The sequence below is a fragment of the Kitasatospora sp. NPDC056783 genome (assembly GCF_042789895.1).
GTDB lineage: Bacteria > Actinomycetota > Actinomycetes > Streptomycetales > Streptomycetaceae > Kitasatospora.
This window is the reverse complement of the sequence record NZ_JBHUAF010000124.1, coordinates 1-20865: the sequence shown is the minus strand read 5'-3', so window position 1 is coordinate 20865 and position 20865 is coordinate 1. Positions and strand designations below refer to the sequence as shown.

At 73.6% G+C, this 20865-nt stretch carries 10 protein-coding genes and 1 pseudogene; 1 reads left to right on the top strand and 10 read right to left on the bottom strand.

Annotation, left to right across the window (positions count from 1 at the left end):
- The 10 genes and pseudogenes from ACFRMQ_RS19315 to eccD form a co-directional block, all read right to left on the bottom strand.
- Positions 1-882 (bottom strand): annotated as a pseudogene (locus tag ACFRMQ_RS19315) (hypothetical protein); the annotation flags it as partial.
- Between the two features lie 153 nt (positions 883-1035).
- A complete protein-coding gene (locus ACFRMQ_RS19310) occupies positions 1036-9168 on the bottom strand; it encodes a toxin glutamine deamidase domain-containing protein (protein WP_380731691.1) in 8133 nt (2710 codons plus the stop codon).
- A gap of 12 nt (positions 9169-9180) precedes the next feature.
- Positions 9181-9498, bottom strand: a complete 318-nt coding sequence (locus ACFRMQ_RS19305; RefSeq protein WP_380731690.1) for a hypothetical protein — start codon at positions 9496-9498, stop codon at positions 9181-9183.
- Positions 9488-9973 carry a YbaB/EbfC family nucleoid-associated protein gene (locus ACFRMQ_RS19300; RefSeq protein ID WP_380731689.1) on the bottom strand — a complete coding sequence of 162 codons (486 nt, stop codon included), beginning with the start codon at positions 9971-9973 and terminating at the stop codon, positions 9488-9490. The genes ACFRMQ_RS19305 and ACFRMQ_RS19300 overlap by 11 nt, the downstream gene beginning before the upstream one ends.
- An 83-nt stretch (positions 9974-10056) precedes the next feature.
- Positions 10057-12186, bottom strand: coding sequence for a hypothetical protein (locus ACFRMQ_RS19295; RefSeq protein WP_380731688.1), 2130 nt, complete (start codon positions 12184-12186; stop codon positions 10057-10059).
- Positions 12187-12304: 118 nt separating this feature from the next.
- Positions 12305-12814, bottom strand: coding sequence for a hypothetical protein (locus ACFRMQ_RS19290; protein ID WP_380731687.1), 510 nt, complete (start codon positions 12812-12814; stop codon positions 12305-12307).
- A gap of 15 nt (positions 12815-12829) precedes the next feature.
- Positions 12830-13132 (bottom strand): hypothetical protein, encoded by a 303-nt coding sequence (locus ACFRMQ_RS19285; protein ID WP_380731686.1) that lies wholly within the window; start codon positions 13130-13132, stop codon positions 12830-12832.
- Between the two features lie 101 nt (positions 13133-13233).
- Positions 13234-13566, bottom strand: coding sequence for a hypothetical protein (locus ACFRMQ_RS19280; protein WP_380731685.1), 333 nt, complete (start codon positions 13564-13566; stop codon positions 13234-13236).
- 104 nt (positions 13567-13670) lie between these two features.
- The gene (eccB, locus tag ACFRMQ_RS19275) at positions 13671-15125 is read right to left on the bottom strand and encodes a type VII secretion protein EccB (protein WP_380731684.1); all 1455 of its coding nucleotides are present in this window, start codon (positions 15123-15125) and stop codon (positions 13671-13673) included.
- A gap of 52 nt (positions 15126-15177) precedes the next feature.
- Complete coding sequence (gene eccD, locus ACFRMQ_RS19270) at positions 15178-16545, bottom strand: type VII secretion integral membrane protein EccD (protein ID WP_380731683.1); 1368 nt, start codon at positions 16543-16545, stop codon at positions 15178-15180.
- 216 nt (positions 16546-16761) lie between these two features.
- Here eccD and eccCa point away from each other — a divergent pair, with 216 nt between their 5' ends.
- A complete protein-coding gene (eccCa, locus tag ACFRMQ_RS19265; protein WP_380731692.1) occupies positions 16762-20853 on the top strand; it encodes a type VII secretion protein EccCa in 4092 nt (1363 codons plus the stop codon).
- Positions 20854-20865 lie beyond the last annotated feature (12 nt).

Sequence of the window (20865 nt, the reverse complement as noted above, 5' to 3'; positions counted from 1 at the left end):
GCCCCCGCCCCCCCCCGGCGCGCGGGCCGGCCCGGCCGGGGCGGCCGCCCCGGGCGGCGGGCGCGGGCGGCCCGGTGGCTGCGCGGGGGCCTGGGCGCCGGGCTGGGCGGGGGCCTTGGGGGCGCCGGCGCCGACGGCGGGGGCGGGGGCGGGGGCGCCGGGCGCCGATCCCGCCCCGGCGCGGGTGACGGGGGCCGCGCCGACGGGCTGGGTGTCAGCCGGGGGTTGCTGATCGGGAGTGCCGGGGGTGGGCTCGGCCGGAGGGCCGCTCGGCGCTCCGGTGGGGACGTCGGACGGGGCTGCGGCCGACGGCGTCCCGACGGGGTTCTCGGCGGGCGCGCCGTCGGAGGCCTCGGGTTCGGGGGCCGTCGCGTCGGGGCGGCTCGTCCCGGGGGCACCGAGCGACTCGACCTGGTCGGCCCCTCCCTCGCCCCGGCCGAGCACCAGCGGCAGGCTCATCAGCACCACCCCCAAGGCGGCGGCCGCGACCGCCGGGCGGGGCAGGCCGCGCAGCCGGCCGCCCCGCTTCTCGGCGGTCGGCTCGGGGGGTTCAGCGGCCTCGGGGGCGGTGGGCGTGGCCTGGGCGAAGGCCCGCCGCAGCGCGTTCAGCCGGGCAGCGCCGACGGCCCCGAGCCGGCCGGCCGCAGGCTCGGGGGCGGGCTCGGACGTCGGTCCGGCGGCGGACGGCGCGGCACTTGACGCAGCGCCGCCCGGCCGGACGGCGGTGGGCGCCGGACCGAACCCCGCCGCCGCGAACCCGGCGGGCGCGGACGCGGCCGGCTCCGCCGTGCCGGCCTCGTCGCCGTCCTCCATCGACCAGGCGACTGCCGGCAGTTGGTACCCGGCCGATCCGCCGCCGCTCACGTTCTGGCCCGTGCCCACCACAGCTCCCTGGGTCCGTTGAGGTTTCCGTTTACACGGGGTGTCCGACAGGGCTGCACCGGATCCACCCGCACACAGCACGGACGGCGCGGGTGTTCGGTTCACCGCTGCGGCCGAATCCCGGGGATGCCCACGCCCCGGGGCCCGGGGGGGTCACTTCGTCAGCGCCTCGAAGATCTCGTCGGCCAGCCCGGAGCCGGACTCGTCGTGCTCGGGTTGTTCCTGCGGCTCGGGCTCCGGCTCGGGGGTGTCCGGCACCGCCTCCGGCTCCTCCGGCTTCGGCTCCTTCGACTCCTTCGGGGCCGACACCTTCGGGGCCGACACCTTCGGCTCCGACTCCTTCGGTTCCGGGTGCTTCGGCGTGGCGTGGCCGGCCGGGTGCTTGCGACTGAACGTCAGGTAGTGGTCGCTCTTCACCTTCGCGTCCACCGTCTCCCGCTCGGGGATGTCGATGGTGATCGGGATGACGCCCTTCTCCACCACCTGCTTGTCGCCCTTGAAGAACACGACCTCGACCTCCGCGTACCCGTCGTAACGCGCCATCGGCGTGTTGAACTTCGCGTGCGACACCACCTGCCCCCCGTTGCCGAGCGACAGGCCCTCGCGGCTCCGGTGCGCTCCGCCGAGGATGCCCTGGAAGGTGCCCTCGGCGGGGCCCAGGTCGGTCTTGGCCCCGGCCTGGATCTGGCCACCCCACATCGACCAGTCGAGCCTGGTCCTGGTGGCGCTGGTCGAGGTCGCGTTGGAGGGGCTCAGCTCGACCTTGCCGTCGGTGCGGTCGTACTCCAGCTGCAGGACCTTGAGGTTCACCTTCACGCCGCCGTCCGACACCAGCAGCCGCCGGCCCGGCGACGGGGTCGTGAGGTCCTCGCCCCGGGTCGCCGTGCCGAAGTGGCTGGACAGCTGGGCGTGGTCGGTGGTGCTGCGCGCCAGGCTCTCCATCCGGTCCCAGGTGCGGGAGCCGAAGAACTCGCGGCCGCGCAGCCGCAGGATGTCCTGCACGCCGGAGGAGTCGCCGAGCCAGCGCATCACGTCGATGTCGCGCAGGCCCTCGGTCCAGACCCGGGCGGGCGGCGCCTTGACCACCTGTTCCACCGCCGGCCCGGTGGGTGCCGGGCCGGTGGCCTGCCCGGTGCGCAGCTCGGGCGCCTCGAACGGCGTGGGCCCGGTGTTCTTGGCTCCGCGCCCCTCCCCCGCCTCGACGGTCGCCTCGAAGCCGATCTTCGCGGTGTCGATGCTGTGGACGGTGGTGCCGACCTTCCGCAGTTCCCGCCAGGCCTTCCCCAGCGGCGTCTGCTTCCCGCCGGGCGGGAGCAGCCGGTCCGGGTCCCCGAGCGGGATCAGTGGCCGGCGCTCCATCCGGAAGTAGAGGACCGCCTCGCCGGTGTAGACGCTGCCGGGGAGCTTGGTCTTGGTCGCCGCGCCGGCGGTGGTGCGGTTCGCCTGGACATCGAGCTGGTCGTGGCCGAAGGAGTAGGTGACCTGGCCGCCGGCCGTGGCGGCCGGGCCCGTCGGCAGCGGGTTGCTGGTGCCCTGGACGGACACCGTGACGGCGTTGCCCCGGCCCGCGCCGTAGCTGGTGACGCCGTCGGAGCTGGCGAAGGAGCGCTGCACCTGGGTGCCGGTGGTGAACTCGGTCTGCGCGGTCTCGCCGGTGTGCTCCAGCCGGGAGACGCCGGCCGTGATCCGCACCGTGCTGCGGCCGTGCTTCACCACGATCTCGTGGCCGGACATCATCGACTTGAGCTGCGGCTGGAGCTTGGTGACGTCGAGTTCGGCGATGATCTTCTGCTTCATCGCGGCCCAGTCCGAGCCGAGCGCGGCGGCGCCGCTCCGGTCGATCCGGTCCACCGCGCCCTCGCCGATGGACCGGTGGTCGCCGGAGCCGGAGCCGTCGCGCGGGCGCAGCGGGTAGACGTCGGTGACGATGTCGGCGGAGCCCAGCCGGTGGGTCCGCTCGACGCGGGCGGGCGGGTCGAGCGGCGTCTTGAGGGCCGCGGCCCCGGCGGAGCCGTGCACCGGGGCGTCGCGCAACGGCACCGCGACGGTGATGTCGACCGGCACGTGGAGGACCGGCGGGGTGACCTTCCGGCCGAGTTTCCTGGCCTCGATGTGGACGGTGAAGTCGGCGGTGCCGCTGAACAGTCCGGCCGGTTCGACGGTCTTGCCCTTGCTGACGGTGGCCCCGGTGGTGTCCACCGTGGAGCCGCGCGCGAAGTCGTTGCGGCGGGCGAGGTTGAGGCCGACGTCGGTGTACGGGAGCTTGAAGCGGATGGGTACGGAGAACACGTCGCGGATGCGCCGGTCCTTGCTGACGCCCGAGGAGACCTGGGCCCGGGTGCCCAGCTCGAACTCGAACTTCTCGACGGTGTCGGTGTGCTGGAAGCCCTTGCCGAGGCCCGCCCTGACCGTGACGGTGGTCTCCCAGCCGTTGACGGTCACCTTCTCGGTGATCGTCCCGCCGCGGGTGAGCTTGGACAGCTGGGGCTTCAGCGCGAACGGGTCGAAGCGGTTGCGCAGCTTCGTCAGCGCGTCGTCGGGCACCGGGCCGAACTCGCGCTCGAGGGTGTTCTCGATGCCGTGCAGCACCTCGGTGTCGCCGCGGCCGAGACTGTGCACCACGTCGGAGGCGCTGAGCGCGCCCCGGTCGGTGATCCGCCGCGGCGGGTCGTGCCGTTCGGCGGGCCCCTGGTGGGTGACGGCGGTACCGGTGCCGGGGCCGGTGAAGTGGGCGAGTCCGTCCTCGCCGACGGTGTACCGGCCGGTCTCCTTGGCGTCCAGGCTGACCTCGGCCCGGATCGGGACGGTGACCCGGTGCCCCTTGCCGTCGACGGTCAGCGTGATCTCGACGTCGATCCCGGCGTCGTAGATCTCCTGCGGGCGGGCGTACTTGCCGTTGGCGTACACCTTCTGGGCACTGCCGTCGCGAAAGCCGTCGCGGTCGCGGATCCGGCGCGCGAAGCCCCCGCCGGCCTCGGCGGTGTTCTTCCCGCCGAGACCGGCGATCCCGCTGCCGGTGCCCTGGGCGGACTTGGTGTCGGAGAGCAGGCGGCGGCCGGCCTTGAAGGAGGTGGTCTCGTTCACCGGGTTGAGCTCCGCCTTGGCGTTGGGCCGTTTGTAGTCCAGCTCCGTGATGTGCGCGGTGGCCGAGACCTTGACGCCGTGCTTGAGCAGGGTGGCGGCCAGCCGCTCGGGAGCCTCCAGCGGGACGCCGCGGGTCATCGAGGTCAGGTGGGAGGCGACCATGGAATGGCTGAAGAGCTGCTGGATCCCGTCCTTGACGTCCTTCCAGGCGCCGCCCAGCGCCTGCTCGCCCAGCTTGTCGACGGCCTCGTGCAGCGGCCGTACGGTGGGCAGGTCGCGCACCGTGGTGGTGTCGTCGAAGCCACCACCGGTCTTGTCGGCGCCCGGCCAGAGGCTGTCCGGCGGGCTGGGGACCTCCTTGCCCGGCTCGAAGGTCTTCGGCTTGGCCGGGCGGGGCGCCTCGGTGGCGACGAACAGGGTCGGGTCGTCCTTGCCCTCGCGCTTGACGGAGCGGGCCTCGCTCTGCTCGATCAGGGCCCGGAAGTCGACGCCGGTCTTCGCGGTGCCGGTGACCGTCCCGAGCGGCGACTTCCGGGTGAAGGTGAGGGTGAGTTCGCTGCGCCCCTCGTAGACCACGCCCGGGCCCTTGGTCTTGGTGGTGAGCAGGGCCTCCTGGCTGTTGCCGGAGATCCGTACCTTGTCCCGCAGGAGCTGGAGGCCGCCACCGCCGGAGCCGGTCGAGTCGTCGCTCGCGCTGCCGCCGAACAGCGCGGGCAGCGGCAGTTGGAGGCCGTCGCTGCTGGTGTCCTGCACGCTGCGGACACGCCGCACTCCGGTGCCGACGTTGAACTCGGTCTGCGCCGTCTCGCCGACCTGGTGCATGGTCTGCACGGAGGCGGTGATCTCGACCGTTCCGGTCACCAGGCCGGTGTCGTCCACGACCTCGATCCGGGTCGGCTCGCCGGACATCATGCTCTTGAGGTCCTGCTGGAGCCGGGTGAGGTCGAGCTCGGCGGTCATCTTCTCGCGCAGCCTCGGCCAGATGCCGCCGAGCACCTCCTTGGCCGTGTCCTCGACGCCGTCGAAGACCTCCTGCATCGGCCGGTCGGAGCCGGGCCGGCCGTGCCGGTGGGTGGAGACGTCGAGGACGATGTCGGAGCCGCCGAGCCGCCGGCCGTCCACCACACGCTGCGGCGGGGCGAACAGCTTCTCCTCGTCCGGCTTCACCGGAACCCCGTGGGAGTCCAGGGTGTCACGGAGGGGGATGCCGATGGTGACGCCGATGTCGAGCCGCTGGGACCGGTCCCCGCCCTTGGCGACGACCGGCTGGCCCCAGTGGGTGAGCTCGCCGAAGTCCAGTGCCAGGCGCAGCTTGCCGGCGAACAGGGCGCCGGGTTCGACGGTCTTGCCACGGGCGATGGAGTGGCCGGCCTCGGCGGACACGTTGCCGTGCAGCGAATCGTGCTGGTAGCCGAAGGTCTGGGTGATGTCGAGCTTGCCGACCTTGGCCTTGGCCTGCACACCGGCGTTGAAGCGGAGCAGGCGGTCGTCCTGGAGGCCGATCGAGGCGTACCGGTCGGAGCCGTTCTCGAACTCGACGCTGGGGGCGGTCTCCTGGTGGTGCAGGTCCTCGACGTCGACCCGGACGCTGATCTTCCCGGACCAGCCGTTGATGTCGAACCTCACCTCCCAGACGTCGCCGCGGGAGAGCGCGGCCAGCTTGGGGCGCAGGGTCGCGGGGTCGAAGAAGTCCTTCGCCATGGTCCGCGCGGCGGGCAGGTCGGACGGGAAGCGGTCCTCGAACAGCTTGGTGATCTGCCGGAAGACGGTGGTGTCGTCCTGGTGCAGGCCGACCACGAGGTCGGAGGCGGAGAGCCGTCCGTGGTTGGTGATCCGGGTGGGCGGCAGGCGCAGCTCGTCGGGGCCGAGCGGCTGCTCGGGGGTGAAGGCGGGGTCCTGCCGGTGGTTGCCGTCCTCCGAGGAGAACACGGACATCTCGAGGAGGGAGTCCTGCGGGGAGGGCGACGCGGGGTTGAGCAGCGGGTCGTGCGTCGGCTCGGTGACGACGATGCTCGGCGGGTCCGCCTTCGGTTCGGGTTTCGGCTCGGGCTTCGGCTCGGGCTCCGTCTTGATCTCGGGCTTCGGCTCGGGCTCCGTCTTGATCTCGGGCTTCGGCTCGGGTTTCACCTCGGGCTTCGGCGTGTGCGCCGCCCCGTCGGTGCCGGTGAAGGCCTCGGCCGGGGTCAGCCGGACCGTCCGCTCGTCCGGGTGCAGCGCGGCCGAGTTGAAGCCGCCCTCGCCCCGGATCGGCCGGTTCTCCGGGTCGAGGGCGATCGCCCAGACCCGGGTGACGTTCTGCGGGAGCGGGCGGTCGCCCGGGGAGTGCAGGCCCTGCTGGGCGTCGACCCAGACCAGGCCCTCGCCGGGGACGTTCACGAGGTTCCAGGCGTGCCCCCGGCCGTCCTCGGTCCAGGCGAAGACCATCGCGGCCGAGCCGGGGCCGCCCTCGGTGACCCGGCGGGCGACCTCGTCCAGGCCGGTGTCGCCGAGGCCGAGGTACTCGGCCGGGTAGCCGGTCCAGTTCTGGGCGTCGGTGACCGCGCCGAGGTGGCGCTGCGCCAGGGTGAGGGCGACCTGCGGGTCTCCGTGGAAGGTGGCGTGGAAGGCCATCGCGGCCGCCACGCAGTTGACGTCCCCGAGCAGGCTGCCCTCGCCCTCCCTGGGGTTGATCAGCCGGACGAACTCCTGGGGGTGGGCGAACTTCTTCGGGCCGTTCGGCCCGGCCAGCGTCCGCTCCAGGGTGTGCCGGGCCTCCGAGCCGGGCGTGCCGTAGCCGCCTTCGGAGAACTCGTGCAGGAAGGTGTCCAGCGGGCGCAGCGGGCGCGGGGCGTCGCGGTCCGGGTCGAAGGGCGGGCGGCCGTCGAGGGTCCGATCCCGGTCGGACCGCCGGCGCTTGGCGGCCGGTCGCGGGCCGGGCGGGGTGTCCTGGTCGGCGTCGTTCTCGTACTCGTCCCGACCGCGCCGGCGGGACGGCGGCTGCTGCCGGTCGGCGGAACCTTGGCCGGGTTCCTGCGGCGGGGTGCCGCCGGTGGTCCGGGGCGGGGTCGGTGGCTTGGGTTCCGCGCCGCCGGCCGGGCCGGTGGCGACGGTCTGGCCGGTCTGGCCGGTCTGCGCGGTGCCGCCGCCGGTGCCGGTGCCGGTGCCCGTGCCTGTGCCCGTGCCGACGGTCCGGGTCGGACGGGCGGGGCTCACCGGCTTGTCGGCGAGGCCGGTACCGCTCCCGCCGGTGTCGGTGGGGACCTGCGCGGGGTTCTTCGAACCGGGCCGGCCGCTGCCCTCGGTCCGCACCGGCGTCGGGCGGCCGACCGTGCCGTCACCGGAGCTTTCCCCCGTGCCGGCGCCCGTCGGCGGGTTCGTCTTCCCCGCGCCCGTGCCGCCCCCGCTCGACGTGGTCACCACCGGCTGGGGCACCGGGTCGGCGAACAGGGTGTGCAGGTCCGCCAGGCCGAAGGCCTGGGCGAACAGCGCCGCGTACTCGACGTCCGGCGCCTCGTTCGTCCCGCGCGAGTAGCCGAGCACCTCGCCCGCCGTCACGGCCTCGTGGTACGCCCCGAGCCGGGGCACCGGGAAGGGCGCCGGGTGCCCGGCCAGGTTGCTGGCCAGCGACAGCAGGGTCATCGGGTGCAGCGGCGGGAAGTAGCCGCCCTTGCCGGCCTGGATCTCCTGGAACTGGACGCTCTGGACGTACGAGGCCCACTTCTCACCGAGGCCGGTCCGGTGGAACGCGGCGTGCAGTCCCCTGCCGAGCAGGCCCATGCCCATGCCCGCGCCGAAGGTCGCGGCGCTGGTGGTGAACGTGTGGCTGTCGGAGAAGACGAGGTTGTAGAAGCCCTCGGAGAGGTTGCCCTGCACGCCCTCCATCAGCTGGGAACCGATCGCGTGGCCCAGCCGGTAGAGCTTGTTCCCCTCGCCCATCACCCCGGCCAGTTTGGGCAGGTGCTCGGCGAGCGCGGAGACGCCGTGTTCTCCGAGGTCCGAGCCGCCGTGCTCCAGCACCGAGCGCAGCACCACGCCCAGCGACTCGTGGCCGGCACCGTGCTTGGTCCAGCCGGCCACGAAGGCCTCGGCGTACTCCCGGCCGAGCGTGCGGGCCGCGTCCTTTCCCAGCTGGGTGCCGAGGTGCTTCTCGAAGGAGCCCGCGAGGTTCTCGGTGAAGCGTTCGGCGACGCTGCCCGCGCCGGCCTTGCCGAAGCCCTGCTTCAGCCACGGTTCGACCTGCTGCAGCTGCCGCCCGAGCGACTGCGCGAAGGCCTTGGCCTGCCCGTCGGTCAACAGCTTCCCGACCGTACCGACTCCGCCCTTCCCCGCTCCTTCCAGCGCCGAACTCCCAGCCGCACCAGCGGACTTGGCCCCGGCCGTCTCCAGGTTGGCGAGCACCGAGCCGCCGGCCTCCTTGGTGGCGGTGTCCAGGACGTGCCTGAGCGCCTCCCGGTCTCCGTTCTTCATGACGTTCGCCAGTTCCTCGGAGAGGACCCTGCCCGCGTTCTTGCCGACCAGGTTGCCGATCAGCTTGCCCAGGCCCATGCCGAGCAGGTTGACCGGCCCGGCCAGCGCGCCGCCGATGACGCCGTTCAGCACGCTCTGCTTGAAGGTTCCGTCGAGGTCGAACTCCTTGCGGTCGCCGTGCGAGATCTGGATGCCCTGGATGATCGAATCCATCAGCATGCCGGTCAGGATGCCTGCGAAGGTGTGCGTCAGGATCGACTTGACCAGGAACTTCACCAGCAGCGCCAGCGCCTGCCGGGTGAGGAAGTACGCCAGCGACAGGCCGGAGAAGCTCGCGCCGAAGGTGAACGGCGCCCACAGGGTCGCCATGGTGATCTCGAACACCAGCTGGATCAGCTGGGCGATCGCCATCCACTTGGTGTACTCGACCGAGTTCGCCACGTCCCCCGCGCAGTCGGCGAGCGCCTGGGCGGTCTCCGCCGCCTCCGTGACCTGGTCCCGGTCGCCACCGGCCCCGATGTAGGCGTTCATCGCGGTGCTGAACGACCGGGCGGCCTCCCCCTCGAACTCCTGGCGGGCCTTGATCGCCACCGTCGCGATCAGCTCGTGGAGTTGCGGGATCTCCTTCGCCAGCACCTCGTACGCGTCCCGGACGTCGCGCAGTTCGCCTTCCTTGACCTGGGGCCAGGGCATGCCGGCCAGCGCGCCGAACAGCCCGGCGAGGAACTCGCCGGGATCGAGGGACGGGTACGGCACGGCTGGTCTCCCCTACATGCTGCTCATGATGTCCTGGGCGGTGTCCTCCGCGTGGTCGAGGTCGGCGACCAGACCGACGCCGTTCTCGCCCGCCTTCCTGACCGTGTCCTTGATGTTCGACATCAAGGTCTCCAGGTCCGCGGTGGCCCTGTCCACCTGCTCGTGGTACTGCTTGCCGATCTCGTCGTCGCCGCCGACCTTCTTGTTCAGGTCGTTGACGGTCCTGACGTCGGCGATCACCTTGTCGATCAGGTCCGACAGCCGGCCGAACTCGGCGAACCGCCGCTTGAGCTCCTGGGTCTTCGCGAAGACCTCGGAGTCACTGCTCACGGAACTCCTCCTGGCGGCCGGCCCGGCGGCGCTCGGCCCGCGCGTCGGCGTCGTGGCCGGGCATCATCGAGCGCAGCGGCTCCAGCAGCTGGTCCAGGCTGCTGCCGCCGGTGAGCGAGAGCCGCAGCACGTCGCCGACGCCCTCGAACTCCTTCATCGCCCGGACGACCTGATCGCCCATCCGGGCCCGGGCCTCGTTGAGCAGGTCGGTGAGCGACTTGGCGAGCTGGGCCGGGGCCATCTCCTGGTAGCCGGTGGTGTGGAAGGTGAGCGCCAGGACCTGGCCCTGCGGGCCGACCTCGACGGTCACCATGCGGTCCTTGGAGGTGACGGTGGCGGAGGAGCGGGCGAGCTCGATCTGCGCCTTCTCCGCTCGCTGCCGGTGCGCCCGCATGGCCTCCACGGCCTGTCCGAGCTCCTCGCTCATCGAGCCGAACGGGCCGTCGGGGCCGAACGGGTCGGCGGTCGTGGGCATGGTGGTTCCTTGTCTCCGGCCGGGGCCGGGGTCTCGCCGGGACGTACGGGGCAGGTGGTACGGGGCAGGTGGTACGGGGCGGGTCAGCGGCCGATGACGCCGGAGACCGCGGTGCTCTCGGTGCCCCACACCTCCTCGTCCTCGGCCAGCCAGGTGGTGCGCCGGCGGTCCTGGTCCTTCTGGTTGGCCGGGGCGGCGGCACCCGCGCCGGGCGGCATCATCGGCGGCATGCCGCCGGTGGTGGCCATGCCCTTGCCGGTCAGCGCGTTCTTCTCGGCCTCGGCCGCCGCCCTGGCCGCGGCGGCCTTCTCGGCGGCCTCGGCCGCCTCCGCGGCCATCCGGGCCTGGGCGGTGTTCGGGTCGCCGCCGTTGGCCAGTGCCTTGGCGCTCAGACCGCTGCGGCCGCCGGGCAGCGGCCCCGCGCCGGAGAAGCCACCGGGCCCCGGACCGTCCGAGCCGGTGCCGCCGAGCAGCGGGCCGCCCGGACGGTTGGCGTAGCCGCCGGCGCCGAAGCCGCCGCCGAGCAGGCCGACGCCGTCGCCCCCGCCGCCGAAGCCGGTCTCGAAGGCGTGCCGCTGGTCCGCCAACAGCTGGGTGACCTCGGAGACCGGCCGGCCGTCCGGGTCCAGCACGGTGCCGTCGCCGTCGATCCGGGAGCCGGGCTCGACCACGATCGGGTTGCCGTTCCTGTCCGGCACCGGCTGCCCGTCCGGGCCGATCACCCGGCCCTGGTCGTCGACGTACGAGCCCGGCGGCACCTTCATGTGCTGCCCGGAGCCGGTGCCGACGCCCGCCCCGTCGGGGACGGTGATCGGCTTGCCGTCGAGGCCGAGCACCGGGCGGCCGTCCGGGCCGATCACCTGGTGGGTGGTCGGGTCGACGTGACTGCCCGGCGGCACGGTGACCGGGTTGCCCGCGCCGTCGAAGATCTGCTTGCCGTTGCCGTCCAGCACGGGGACGCCGGAGCCGCTGCCGCCCGTCCCGGGGAGTCCCGCGCCACCGCTCCCCGGCAGGCCGCTCGGCCCGCCGGTCACCGGGCCGGGGGCACCCGGACCGCCGGCGGCGAGGTTCTTGAAGGTGTCGTTCATCCCCTGGAAGTTGTCGCCGATCCCCTTGTCGATGTCGCTCAGCGAGTCGTTCATGTTCTTGTTCAGGTCGCTGATGTTCTTGCCGAGGTCGGCGTACGGGTCGCCGGTGGCGCCCGGCAGGCCGCTGTCCTGCGGCGCCCGGTACGGCGCCTTGGGCGTCCTCACGTGGATGCCGTCGGTCAGGCTCTTGATCGCGGGGAGGTAGGCGGTGTCCAGGATCCGCACCGCTTCGGCGGCGGCCTTGTCGAGGATGTCGGCCACGTTCTTGAGCCAGACCTCCTTGGCCCGCTTCTCGGCCTGCTTCCAGAAGTCGTCGCCGTGCGGGTCGCCCCAGGCCGTGGTGACGGTGAAGGTGACGTCGCTGCCGGCCACCGCGAAGCCGTCCGCGGTGGTGACCGGGGTCTCGGAGACGGAGACCTTCGCCGTGGACATCCCCTCGATCAGGGCGTCCAGGAGCGGGTTGACGGGCCAGGCCCCCCGGCTGTTGCGGTAGGTCTCCTGGCCGTTCGTCATGGTGCGGACCGCCTGCTGGGTGGCGTCCCGGCCGGCCTTGAGCAGGGTGTCGACGTGCTGGTCGCGCAGCGTCTTGGCGAGGCCCTCGACCTTGTCGCCGAACTGGTCGAGCATGGTCCTGAACACGCCCGCCGCGGTGCCCTGCCAGTCCGCGCCCGGCGCCGCGATGTCGGCGGCCCATCCCCGGACGGCCGGCGCCCAGGTCTGCAGCAGCTTCTCGGCTCCGGTCGTCGTCGACACGGCGGTGTCGAAGCTCCACGGGCTCAGGGTGTCGTTCTCGTACGGCGAGTAGGCCAACGGGTTGAGCACGTCGTAGCCCTGCCGGATCCACTTGCCCAGCTCGGTGGTCTCGTCCACGAACTGCTTCCAGTCGAGGTTGCAGCCGATCACGTGGCTCCACGGACGCCCGTAGCCGTCCGTGTAGTTGTACGACCACCAGGCGTCGTGGCCCTCGTCGCCCCCGGTCTGCTTGAAGTACGGCAGGGTCTCGTACTTGTGGCTCGCGATCCACTGGACCTTGTCGTCGCCCGTGACGGCACTGCGCTGGGTGAACGTCGTCCGGTCGGAGGACGCGAACACCGGCAGGACGGATTCCCAGGTGGTGGTGGCCATCGGTGTCACAGCTCCAGGAGGGCTCGGGGGTGCGCGGGGCGGGCCGGAGGGAGGGGTTCGGCCCGCCCCGCCGGGGGGTGGTGACGGCGCGGGGCGCCGCTTGTCGACTGCCTGCGGGCTACCTGATGCCGCCGCCCCCGAGGACGTCACCGACCAGGTAGATCATCTCGGCCGCCGCCAGGGCTTCGTCCCCGCCGTGCTTGAGGACGCTCTGCGCCGACTCCAGGTCGTCGATCATGGCCTGGACCTGGTCCTCCAGGGTCTTGAACTGGGCTTCCAGGGCCGCGCAGTACTTGGTGAAGGCCTCCTGGAGCGCCTTGGTGCTCGGCAGTACGGCGGGGCCGCCGCCGGCGAGGAGCTTCGCGTAGTCGCCGGAGGACTTTCCGCCGCCGATGCCGAGGACGAACTCCTGGAGCGCCACCCGGGTGGGGTGGGTCTTCAGGTCCGCCAGCATCCTGGCCGGCTTGGTGCGGGCGAAGTCGAGCAGGAAGTCCTCGGTGACCTTGAAGCTGTTGGCGTCGTCCTTCTCCTTCCGCTGCTGGTTCTCCCGGCGCTCCTTCTCCTTCTGCGTGCGCTTCTCCTCCTCCTGCTTCCGGTACTCCGCCCCGGCCTGCTCGTCCTCGGTCACCGCGGCTCACCGGGCCTAGTGGAGCTGGAACTTGGAGCCGGCGGTGCGGTCGGAGTCGCGGATCAGGCCGTGCACCTCGTCCAGGGCGGCGGCGGCCTTGGCGATGTCGTCGGTCATGGCGGTGTCCGCGGCCGCCAGGACGTCGGCGTAGCCCTTGCCCTGGGTGGCGTAGTCGCCGTGGAGTTCGTGGCCGAGGCCCTGGGTGAGGAAGGTGCGGGTCTGCTCCATCATCTCGTGCATCAGGGCGCCCTGCTGCCGCAGCATCGCGGCGGCCTCGTCGATCTGCTGGTGGTGGAGTTCGATCCTGCCGTCGGACATCGTTGCTCTCCTTCGAGCGGCTGTGGTGGTCCCGGCCCCGGCCCGGACCGGTGGGGTGCCGGCGGTGTCGCCCACCGGCCGGCGTCAGCTCGGGTCGGCCGTCAGCTCAGGCCCTTGAGGACGTCCTCGCCCGCGCCGAGGCTCGAGACGACCTGGACGGCGACCTGGCCCTCCTGCTGGATCAGGCCCGAACCGCCGGCGAGCAACTCGTGGAAGCCGGCGTACTTCTCCTGCACCTGCTTGTACTTGTTCTGCCAGTCCTGCATCTTCTGGACGAAGACGGTGCCGGCGGCGGCCCGGAAGTACGTGTTGATCTCGTCGACGATGGCGTTGATCTGCTGCTGGGTCTGCTGCATGTGGGCCTGCTGCGACTCCACGGTGGTCAGCACCTGCTGGACGACCACCGGGTCGTTGAGCATGCTGTTGCCGGCCATGTGACATCCCTTCTCTGAGCGGGCGCCGGCCGGTCGCCGGCGCCTCCGGGTGGGTCAGGGGTCCGCGGCCCGGCACACTGAACGGAGGTGCGGTGCCCCCGGGTTCAGCCCCCGCAGGGATTCCTGTCGGCGGGGTTCTCGACCACGCCGCCGCCCGCGAGGGCGGCCGCGTCCAGGCTCGGCCCGGTGGGCAGCAGACCGAGCAGCCGGGTGGGGACGGCCGCCGGGGCGGTCTTGGTGTACCCCAGCAGCTTGGCGGTCGCGGGCGAGGGCAGCGGGTACTTCGCCCCCGCGTCCGTGACCAGGTAGAGGGTCGAGCCGGCGCCGGAGCCGGTGACGGCCCGCACCAGCGCGCCGCCGCCCGGCCGGACCGTGATCCGGTCGGCCGCGTTGCAGGCCGGGACGACCCCGGGCTGGGCGGCCGGGGGCTGCCCCGTGACGGCGGCGGCGTCCTGCAGGCCGACCGTCGTCGCGGCCGGTCCGGCGCCGGGCCGCAGTTCGGCGCAGGGCACCTTCCCCTCACCCACCACCGCCAACTGCGGCGGCCGGGCCGGTAGTTCACCGCCGGCCCAGGCGGCCGCCGCGGCGGCGGGGGCGAGGTGCGCCGCGAGGTCCGCCGGGCCGACCGGCCCGGGGGTGACGGCCGCGCCGCCGTACGCCTCCCGCTGGATCCGCGGATCGCCCTGGACCAGCCGGAACAGCGTCTCCCCGAGCGGGACGAGACCGTCCGCGGCGAGCAGGTAGCGCTCACCGCCCGGACCGGTGAACAGCTGGCCGATCCGGGTGGGCCGGCCGGCCAGCGCGGGGCCGGCCGTGCCGCGCCCGGGCAACTCGGGGGCCCTGAGGTCCGGGCCGACCGGCAGGGCGTCCAGGAAGCCGGCGGTCACCGGGTACGGCGTGGCGTCGCCGTACCCGAGGGCGCGCAGCCCGCCGCCATCCGCTCGCAACCGCAGTCCGCGCCAGAGGAGTTGGGGCGCGCCGTCCGGTTCCGCCACCAGCACGCCCTGCTCGTCGGTGAGCGGCCGGCTGCCCTGCCGCGGTCCGATCGCCAGGGACAGCTGGGGCGCGGCCCGCCCGCCCCGCGCGGCCTGGGGCGGCTGGACCGCGCAGGCGGACCAGTCGGCCTCGCCGAGGTCCCGCTCGGCCGGCAGCGCGTCGGGCGCACCGACGAGGCCGACCAGCGCGCCCCGCGGAACGCCGTCGAGCGAACCCGCGCTGACCGTCACCGACCGGAACCGGTCCCCGGCGAGCAGCCGGGCACTGGCCTGGTTGAGCACCGGGCGCAGCTGCCCGCCGGCGTACAGGTAGCGCGCGCCGCTCTCCTCGACCACCACCAGGGTGCCGGGCTTCCTCCAGCCGGTCGCACCCCCGGGTTCGACGAGGCCGTAGACCCCGGCGCCGACCCCGATCAGCAGGCCGATGGCGAGCCCGACCAGGGCACCGCGGGTGGTCCGGGCGACGGAGGTGTCGGGCGCGTCCGGCTCGGCGCGCAGCATCCCGGAGGCGACCCGGCTCATCACGAACAGGTGGGCCTGCACCTGGTCGCGTCTGGACTGCATGGGACCTCTCCCGGGATCGGTGGTTCGGACGGGCGGGACGGCGGGCGGGTCGTCAGCCGGCCAATCCCCGCATCAGGTGGTAGAAGCCCAGGGTCTGGAGGGCGAGGGGCAGCAGGGCGAAGGCCGCCACCGAGTGCAGCAGGTCGGCGGCGCGCCCCCAGTAGGGCAGCAGCCGACGGCCGGGCACCGTCCAGGCGACGACCAGCAGGAGCGCGGCGACGGCCGGCAGCGCGGCGACCAGGGTGAGCCGGTCCTGCCAGCCGCCCCGCACGCCGGACCGGCCGACCAACAGCACCAGCCCGTACAGGCCGGGCAGCAGCACGGCGAGGCGCTGCCGGAAGCCGCCGATCTCGCGGGCGTGCAGCAGGAGCAGCACGGCGAGGTCGGCGGCCGTCGCGGCCGGACCCCAGCCGTCGGCGCCCGCCAGCAGGGTCAGGCAGGCGACGCAGACCAGGCCGATGCTGCCGAGGAAGCCGGTCAGGTAGCCGTCCGCGACGTCACCGCGTGCGAGGACCTCGGCGGCCGGGAACGGTTCGATGTCCTCCTGGAGCTCCTCGGCGTTGCGTGGCAGCGCGGGCACCCTGAGCCCGGCGGCCTTGAAGGCGAGGCCGGGTGCGAAGGCCCCGGAGAGCACCGCGGCGCAGGCCAGGATCGCCGCGGAGTGCCCCGGCGGCACGTCCCGCAGGGCCAGCACTCCCGCGCCCAGGGCGACCAGGGCGGCGAACAGGACGGAGAGGAAGAACGGGGCCGAGGCGCCGGTCACGGCGAGGGCGAGCACGGCGGCACCGGCTGCGGCGGACCCGCCGGACAGCAGCCGGTCCGGGCCGTCGAGGCCGGGCACCAGGGCGGCGGCGGCGACGGCGTAGCCGATCGCGGCGGCGCCCAGGGCCGTGCCCGCGGCGCGGTCGCCCACCGTACGGGTGGCGCCGGCGGCGCCGACCAGGAGCAGGACGGCGACCACCGCGGCCGCCGCGCAGCGCGGTTGGACAGGCCCGGGCAGGAACAGCAGCGTCAGGCCGCCGGCCAGGGCGACCAGTGCGGCGGCCACCGCGAGGTGGTGGGTGAGCGCCGGGCGCCAGGAGTCGCCGCGCTCCAGCATGCCGTTGCGCACCCCGTCGACCAGGTCGTCGAAGTGGACCGGCGGCAGTTCGGCGGTGCGCGGGCGCAGGAAGAGCTCCTGGCCGTCGCGCAGTCCGAGCTCGTCCAGCGTCAGTTCCTCGTCGAGCGGCTCCTCGCCGACCCGTTGCAGGACCCAGCCGGAGTGCTCCGCGCCGGCCTCCTCCGTCTCCGCGCCCGCGTGCCCGAGCACGGCCGGGACGAGGTCCGCCAGGACCACGTCGGACGGCACGACCAGCTCGAACGCCGAGTCGGGTGCACGGAACCTCAGTCTGCACAGGCCGGCCACGGCGCCACCACTCATGCGTTCCCTCCTCCGGTCTGCGGGCCAGGGGCGTTCCCTTGTCGCACCGCTGCACGGATGCGCCCGGGGCGGTGGTTCACCGGGATCGGAACCGGCTCGGTGAACCTTCCGGGAACGTGTTCCGTGCCCTGGGGCGGAGACGTCCACGCGCGTGTGAGGAGAGGCCCGTTGAGTCAGGTCGTGATCGAGCGTCCGCCCAGGCGCTCCGGGCCGGAGATGCCGGACGGCGACATCCAGCTACAGGAGCCGCCCGGTCTGCCCGAGTCACAGAGCGGGCTGTCCACCATGCTCACCATGGCGCCGATGGCGCTGAGTTCGCTCTCGATGGTGTTCATCTTCCTCAACCCGAACTCCTCGGGCGGCCCGCTGACCTACGTGGCGATCGGCATGATGGGTCTGTCCGCCGTCGGCATGCTGGTCACCCAGATGATCCGGGGCGAGAGCGACCGCAAGCGCCGGCTGCGCGGCGAGCGCCGGGACTACCTCCGCTACCTGGCGCAGATCCGCCGCCAGGTGCGGCGTCACACGGTCAAGCAGCAGCGGGCGCTGGCCTGGCGGCACCCGGAGCCCGCCGCGCTGGCCTCGATGGTGCGCACCTCGCGGCTGTGGGAGCGCCGGGCGGCCCACCCGGACTTCGGCGACGTGCGGATCGCGGTGGGCGCGCAGCGGCTGGCCGTACGGCTCGCCCCGCTGGCCACCAAACCGGTCGAGGACCTGGAGCCGCTGAGCGCGCACGCGCTGCGGCGCTTCATCCACGCCTACGGCACGCTGCCCGAGCAGCCGATCGCGGTGCACCTCCCCGGCTACGCGCACGTGCTGCTGCGGGTCGGCGCGGGAGAGGAGGCCGCCGGCGCTCCCAACGGCGGTGCGGGGGCCGGTGGCGCGGGCGACGGCGGTGCGGGGGCCGGTGACGCGGGGGCCGGCGGTGCGGCCGGGGCCACCGGATCCGCCCGCGCACTGGCCCGGGCGATGGTGGCACAGCTGGCCTTCTTCCACGCCCCCGACGAGCTGCGGATCGGCGTGGTGACGGCACCCGAGCGGCGCGCCGACTGGGACTGGCTGAAGTGGCTGCCGCACGCCCTGCACCCGGACGAGACCGACGGGGCCGGCCCCGTCCGGCTGGTGGCCGGTTCGATGGTGGAGCTGGAGCAGCTGCTCGGTACCGAGTTCGCCGCGCGCGGCCCCTGGGAGCCGGACGCGCCGCCCGGCCGCGAGGAGCCGTACACCCTGATCGTGGTCGACGGGGTGCGCCTGCCCGCCTCCGGCCGGGCCGCGCTCGCCGGCTACCGCAACGCCACCGTCCTGGACGTGGACGACGCGCTGGAGTGGAAGCACGCCAAGCACCGGCTGCGGCTGCGGCTCACAGCGGACAGCGCTTTGGAGATGGTCGGCACGGACCGCGACCACAAGGACAGCGTCACCGTGCTCGGCCGCCCCGACGCGCTCACGGCGGCTGCGGCCCGGCGCTACGCCACCACCCTCGCGCCCTACCGGCTCGGCGACGCCACCGACGGCGCCGAGCCGCTGGCGACCGACTTCGACCTGACCTCCCTGCTGGGGATCAAGGACCTGCACCGGCACGACGTCCGCCGGGCGTGGGCCGAACGTCCCGAGGAGCAGCGCCTGCGGGTTCCGCTGGGCCTGGGCTCGGACGGCACCCCGGTGGACCTGGACATCAAGGAGTCCGCACAGGGCGGCATGGGCCCGCACGGCCTGCTGATCGGCGCCACCGGCTCCGGCAAGTCCGAGCTGCTGCGCACCCTGGTACTCGCCCTCGCGCTGACGCACTCCTCGGAGACGCTCAACTTCGTGCTGGTCGACTTCAAGGGCGGCGCGACCTTCCTGGGCCTGGACCGCCTCCCGCACACCTCGGCGGTGATCACCAACCTGGCCGACGAGGCCACCCTGGTGGACCGGATGCGTGACGCGCTGCACGGCGAGATGATGCGCCGCCAGGAGCTGCTGCGCTCGGCGGGCAACTACACCTCGCTGGTGGGCTACGAGGCGGCCAGGTCCTCCGGCGTCAAGCTGGACCCGCTGCCCACACTGTTCGTGGTGGTCGACGAGTTCTCCGAACTGCTCGCCGCCCACCGGGACTTCATGGACCTCTTCATCATGATCGGCCGGCTCGGCCGCTCCCTCGGCGTCCACCTGCTGCTCGCCTCGCAGCGCCTCGACGAGGGCCGGATGCACGCTCTGGAGTCCCACCTGTCCTACCGGATCGGGCTGCGCACCTTCTCCGCCATGGAGAGCCGCGGCGTGCTCGGGGTGCCGGACGCCTTCCACCTGCCCTCGCAGCCCGGCAACGGCATCCTGCGCAGCGACATCGCCACCCTCAGCCGGTTCAAGGCCTCCTACGTCTCCGGGCCGTACCGCCAACAGAAGCCCAGCACCGCCCGCCGGGCGGCGGTGGCCGGGCAGGTCCTGCCGTTCGGCACCGAGTACGTGGCACCCCGGCAGCAGCCGGTGCCGGAGGAGCCGACGGAGGAAACCAAGGCCTCGGCGGAGACCGAGGCCGCGGAGGAGGCCGCCCGCACCCTGCTGGACCTGGCCGCCGAACGCCTCACCGACGCGGGCCCGCCGGCCTACCGGGTCTGGCTGCCGCCGCTGGACGTGCCGCCGACCCTGGACGAGCTGCTGCCACCGCTGTCCCCCCACCCCGAGCACGGGCTGACCACGGACGGGTGGCGGCTGCGCGGCGGGCTGTCGGTACCGGTCGGCGTCGTCGACCGCCCATTCCAGCAGCTGCGCGACCTGCTCACCGCCGACCTGTCCGGGGCCGGCGGGCACGTCGCCATCGTCGGCGGCCCGCAGAGCGGCAAGAGCACCCTGCTGCGCACCCTGGTCACCGGCCTGGCGCTCACCCACTCCCCGCGCGAGGTGCAGTTCTACTGCCTGGACTTCGGCGGTGGCGGCCTGTCGGCGCTGCGCGACCTGCCGCACGTCGGCGGGGTGACGGGCCGCCACGACCCGGAACGGGTCGGCCGCACCATCGCCGAGATCAACGGCGTCATCGCCCGCCGGGAGCAGAGCTTCGCCCGGTTGGGCATCGACTCGGCCGCCACCTTCCGGCGGCGCCGGGCGGCCGGGGACCCGGAGCCGGCCGACGACCCGCACGGCGACGTCTTCCTGGTCGTGGACGGCTGGAACACCGTCCGCCAGGAGTTCGGCGAGCTTGTGCAGGTCCTCGGCCTGATCGCCGGGCGCGGCCTCAACTACGGCGTCCACCTGGTCATCACCGCGACCCGCTGGGCCGAGGTGACCAGCGCGCTGCGCGACCAGCTCGGCACCAGGTTCGAGCTGCGGTTGGGCGACAACGTGGACTCCGTGATCAACATGCGGGCCGCCGCCACCGTCCCCCGGATCCCCGGCCGCGGACTCACCGACGAGGAACTGCACTTCCTCACCGCACTGCCCCGCATGGACGGCATCGGCGACACCAGCGATCTCGCCGACGCCGTCGCCGACCTGGTGGAGGCCGTGAACGAGCACTGGAGCGGCCCGCGCGCGCCACAGGTCCGGATGCTCCCGCTGCTGCTGGAGGCCGCCGAGCTGCCCGCCGCCGAAGGCCGGCTGAAGGTACCACTCGGTCTGGAGGACCGCCGGATCGCCCCGCTGTGGCACGACTTCGAGGAGACCCCGCACCTCGTGGTGATCGGCGACAGCGAGTCCGGGAAGACCAACCTGCTGCGCCTGCTGGTCGACGGCATCACCTCCGCCTACACCCCGGCCGAGGCCCGGATCATGCTGATCGACTTCCGGCGCGGCCTGTTCGACTTCGTCCCCGAGGAGTACCGGCTCGGCCACGCCGTCGCGGTGGACGTCCTCAAGCAGGTCGTCCAGGGTGCGGCCCGGGCCATGGAGGGACGGGTGCCCGGCGAGTCCATCACCCCCGCCCGTCTGAAGCTCCGCGACTGGTGGACCGGGCCCGAGTTGTTCATCGTGGTCGACGACTACGACCTGATCACCGCTCCGATCACCGGCCACCCCTTCGCCCCACTGCTCGACCACCTCGCCCAGGGCACCGAACTCGGCCTGCACCTGATCGTGGCGCGCGGCGCCAACGGCGCCGGCCGCGCCATGAGCGACCCGCTGATGCGCCGGCTGCTGGACGTCAACACCCCGGCGGTGCTGCTGTCCTGCCCGCCCAGCGAGGGCGTGCTGTTCGGGAGCGTCAAGCCCCGCGAACTGCCGCCCGGCCGGGCGCTGCACATCAGCCGGCGGCGCACCGTCCAGTTGCAGACCGCCCGGGTTCCCGAGCCGGTTCCCGGACCGGCTCCCGAGCCGGAGGAGGCGGGGCGCGTCTGAGATCCCCCGGTT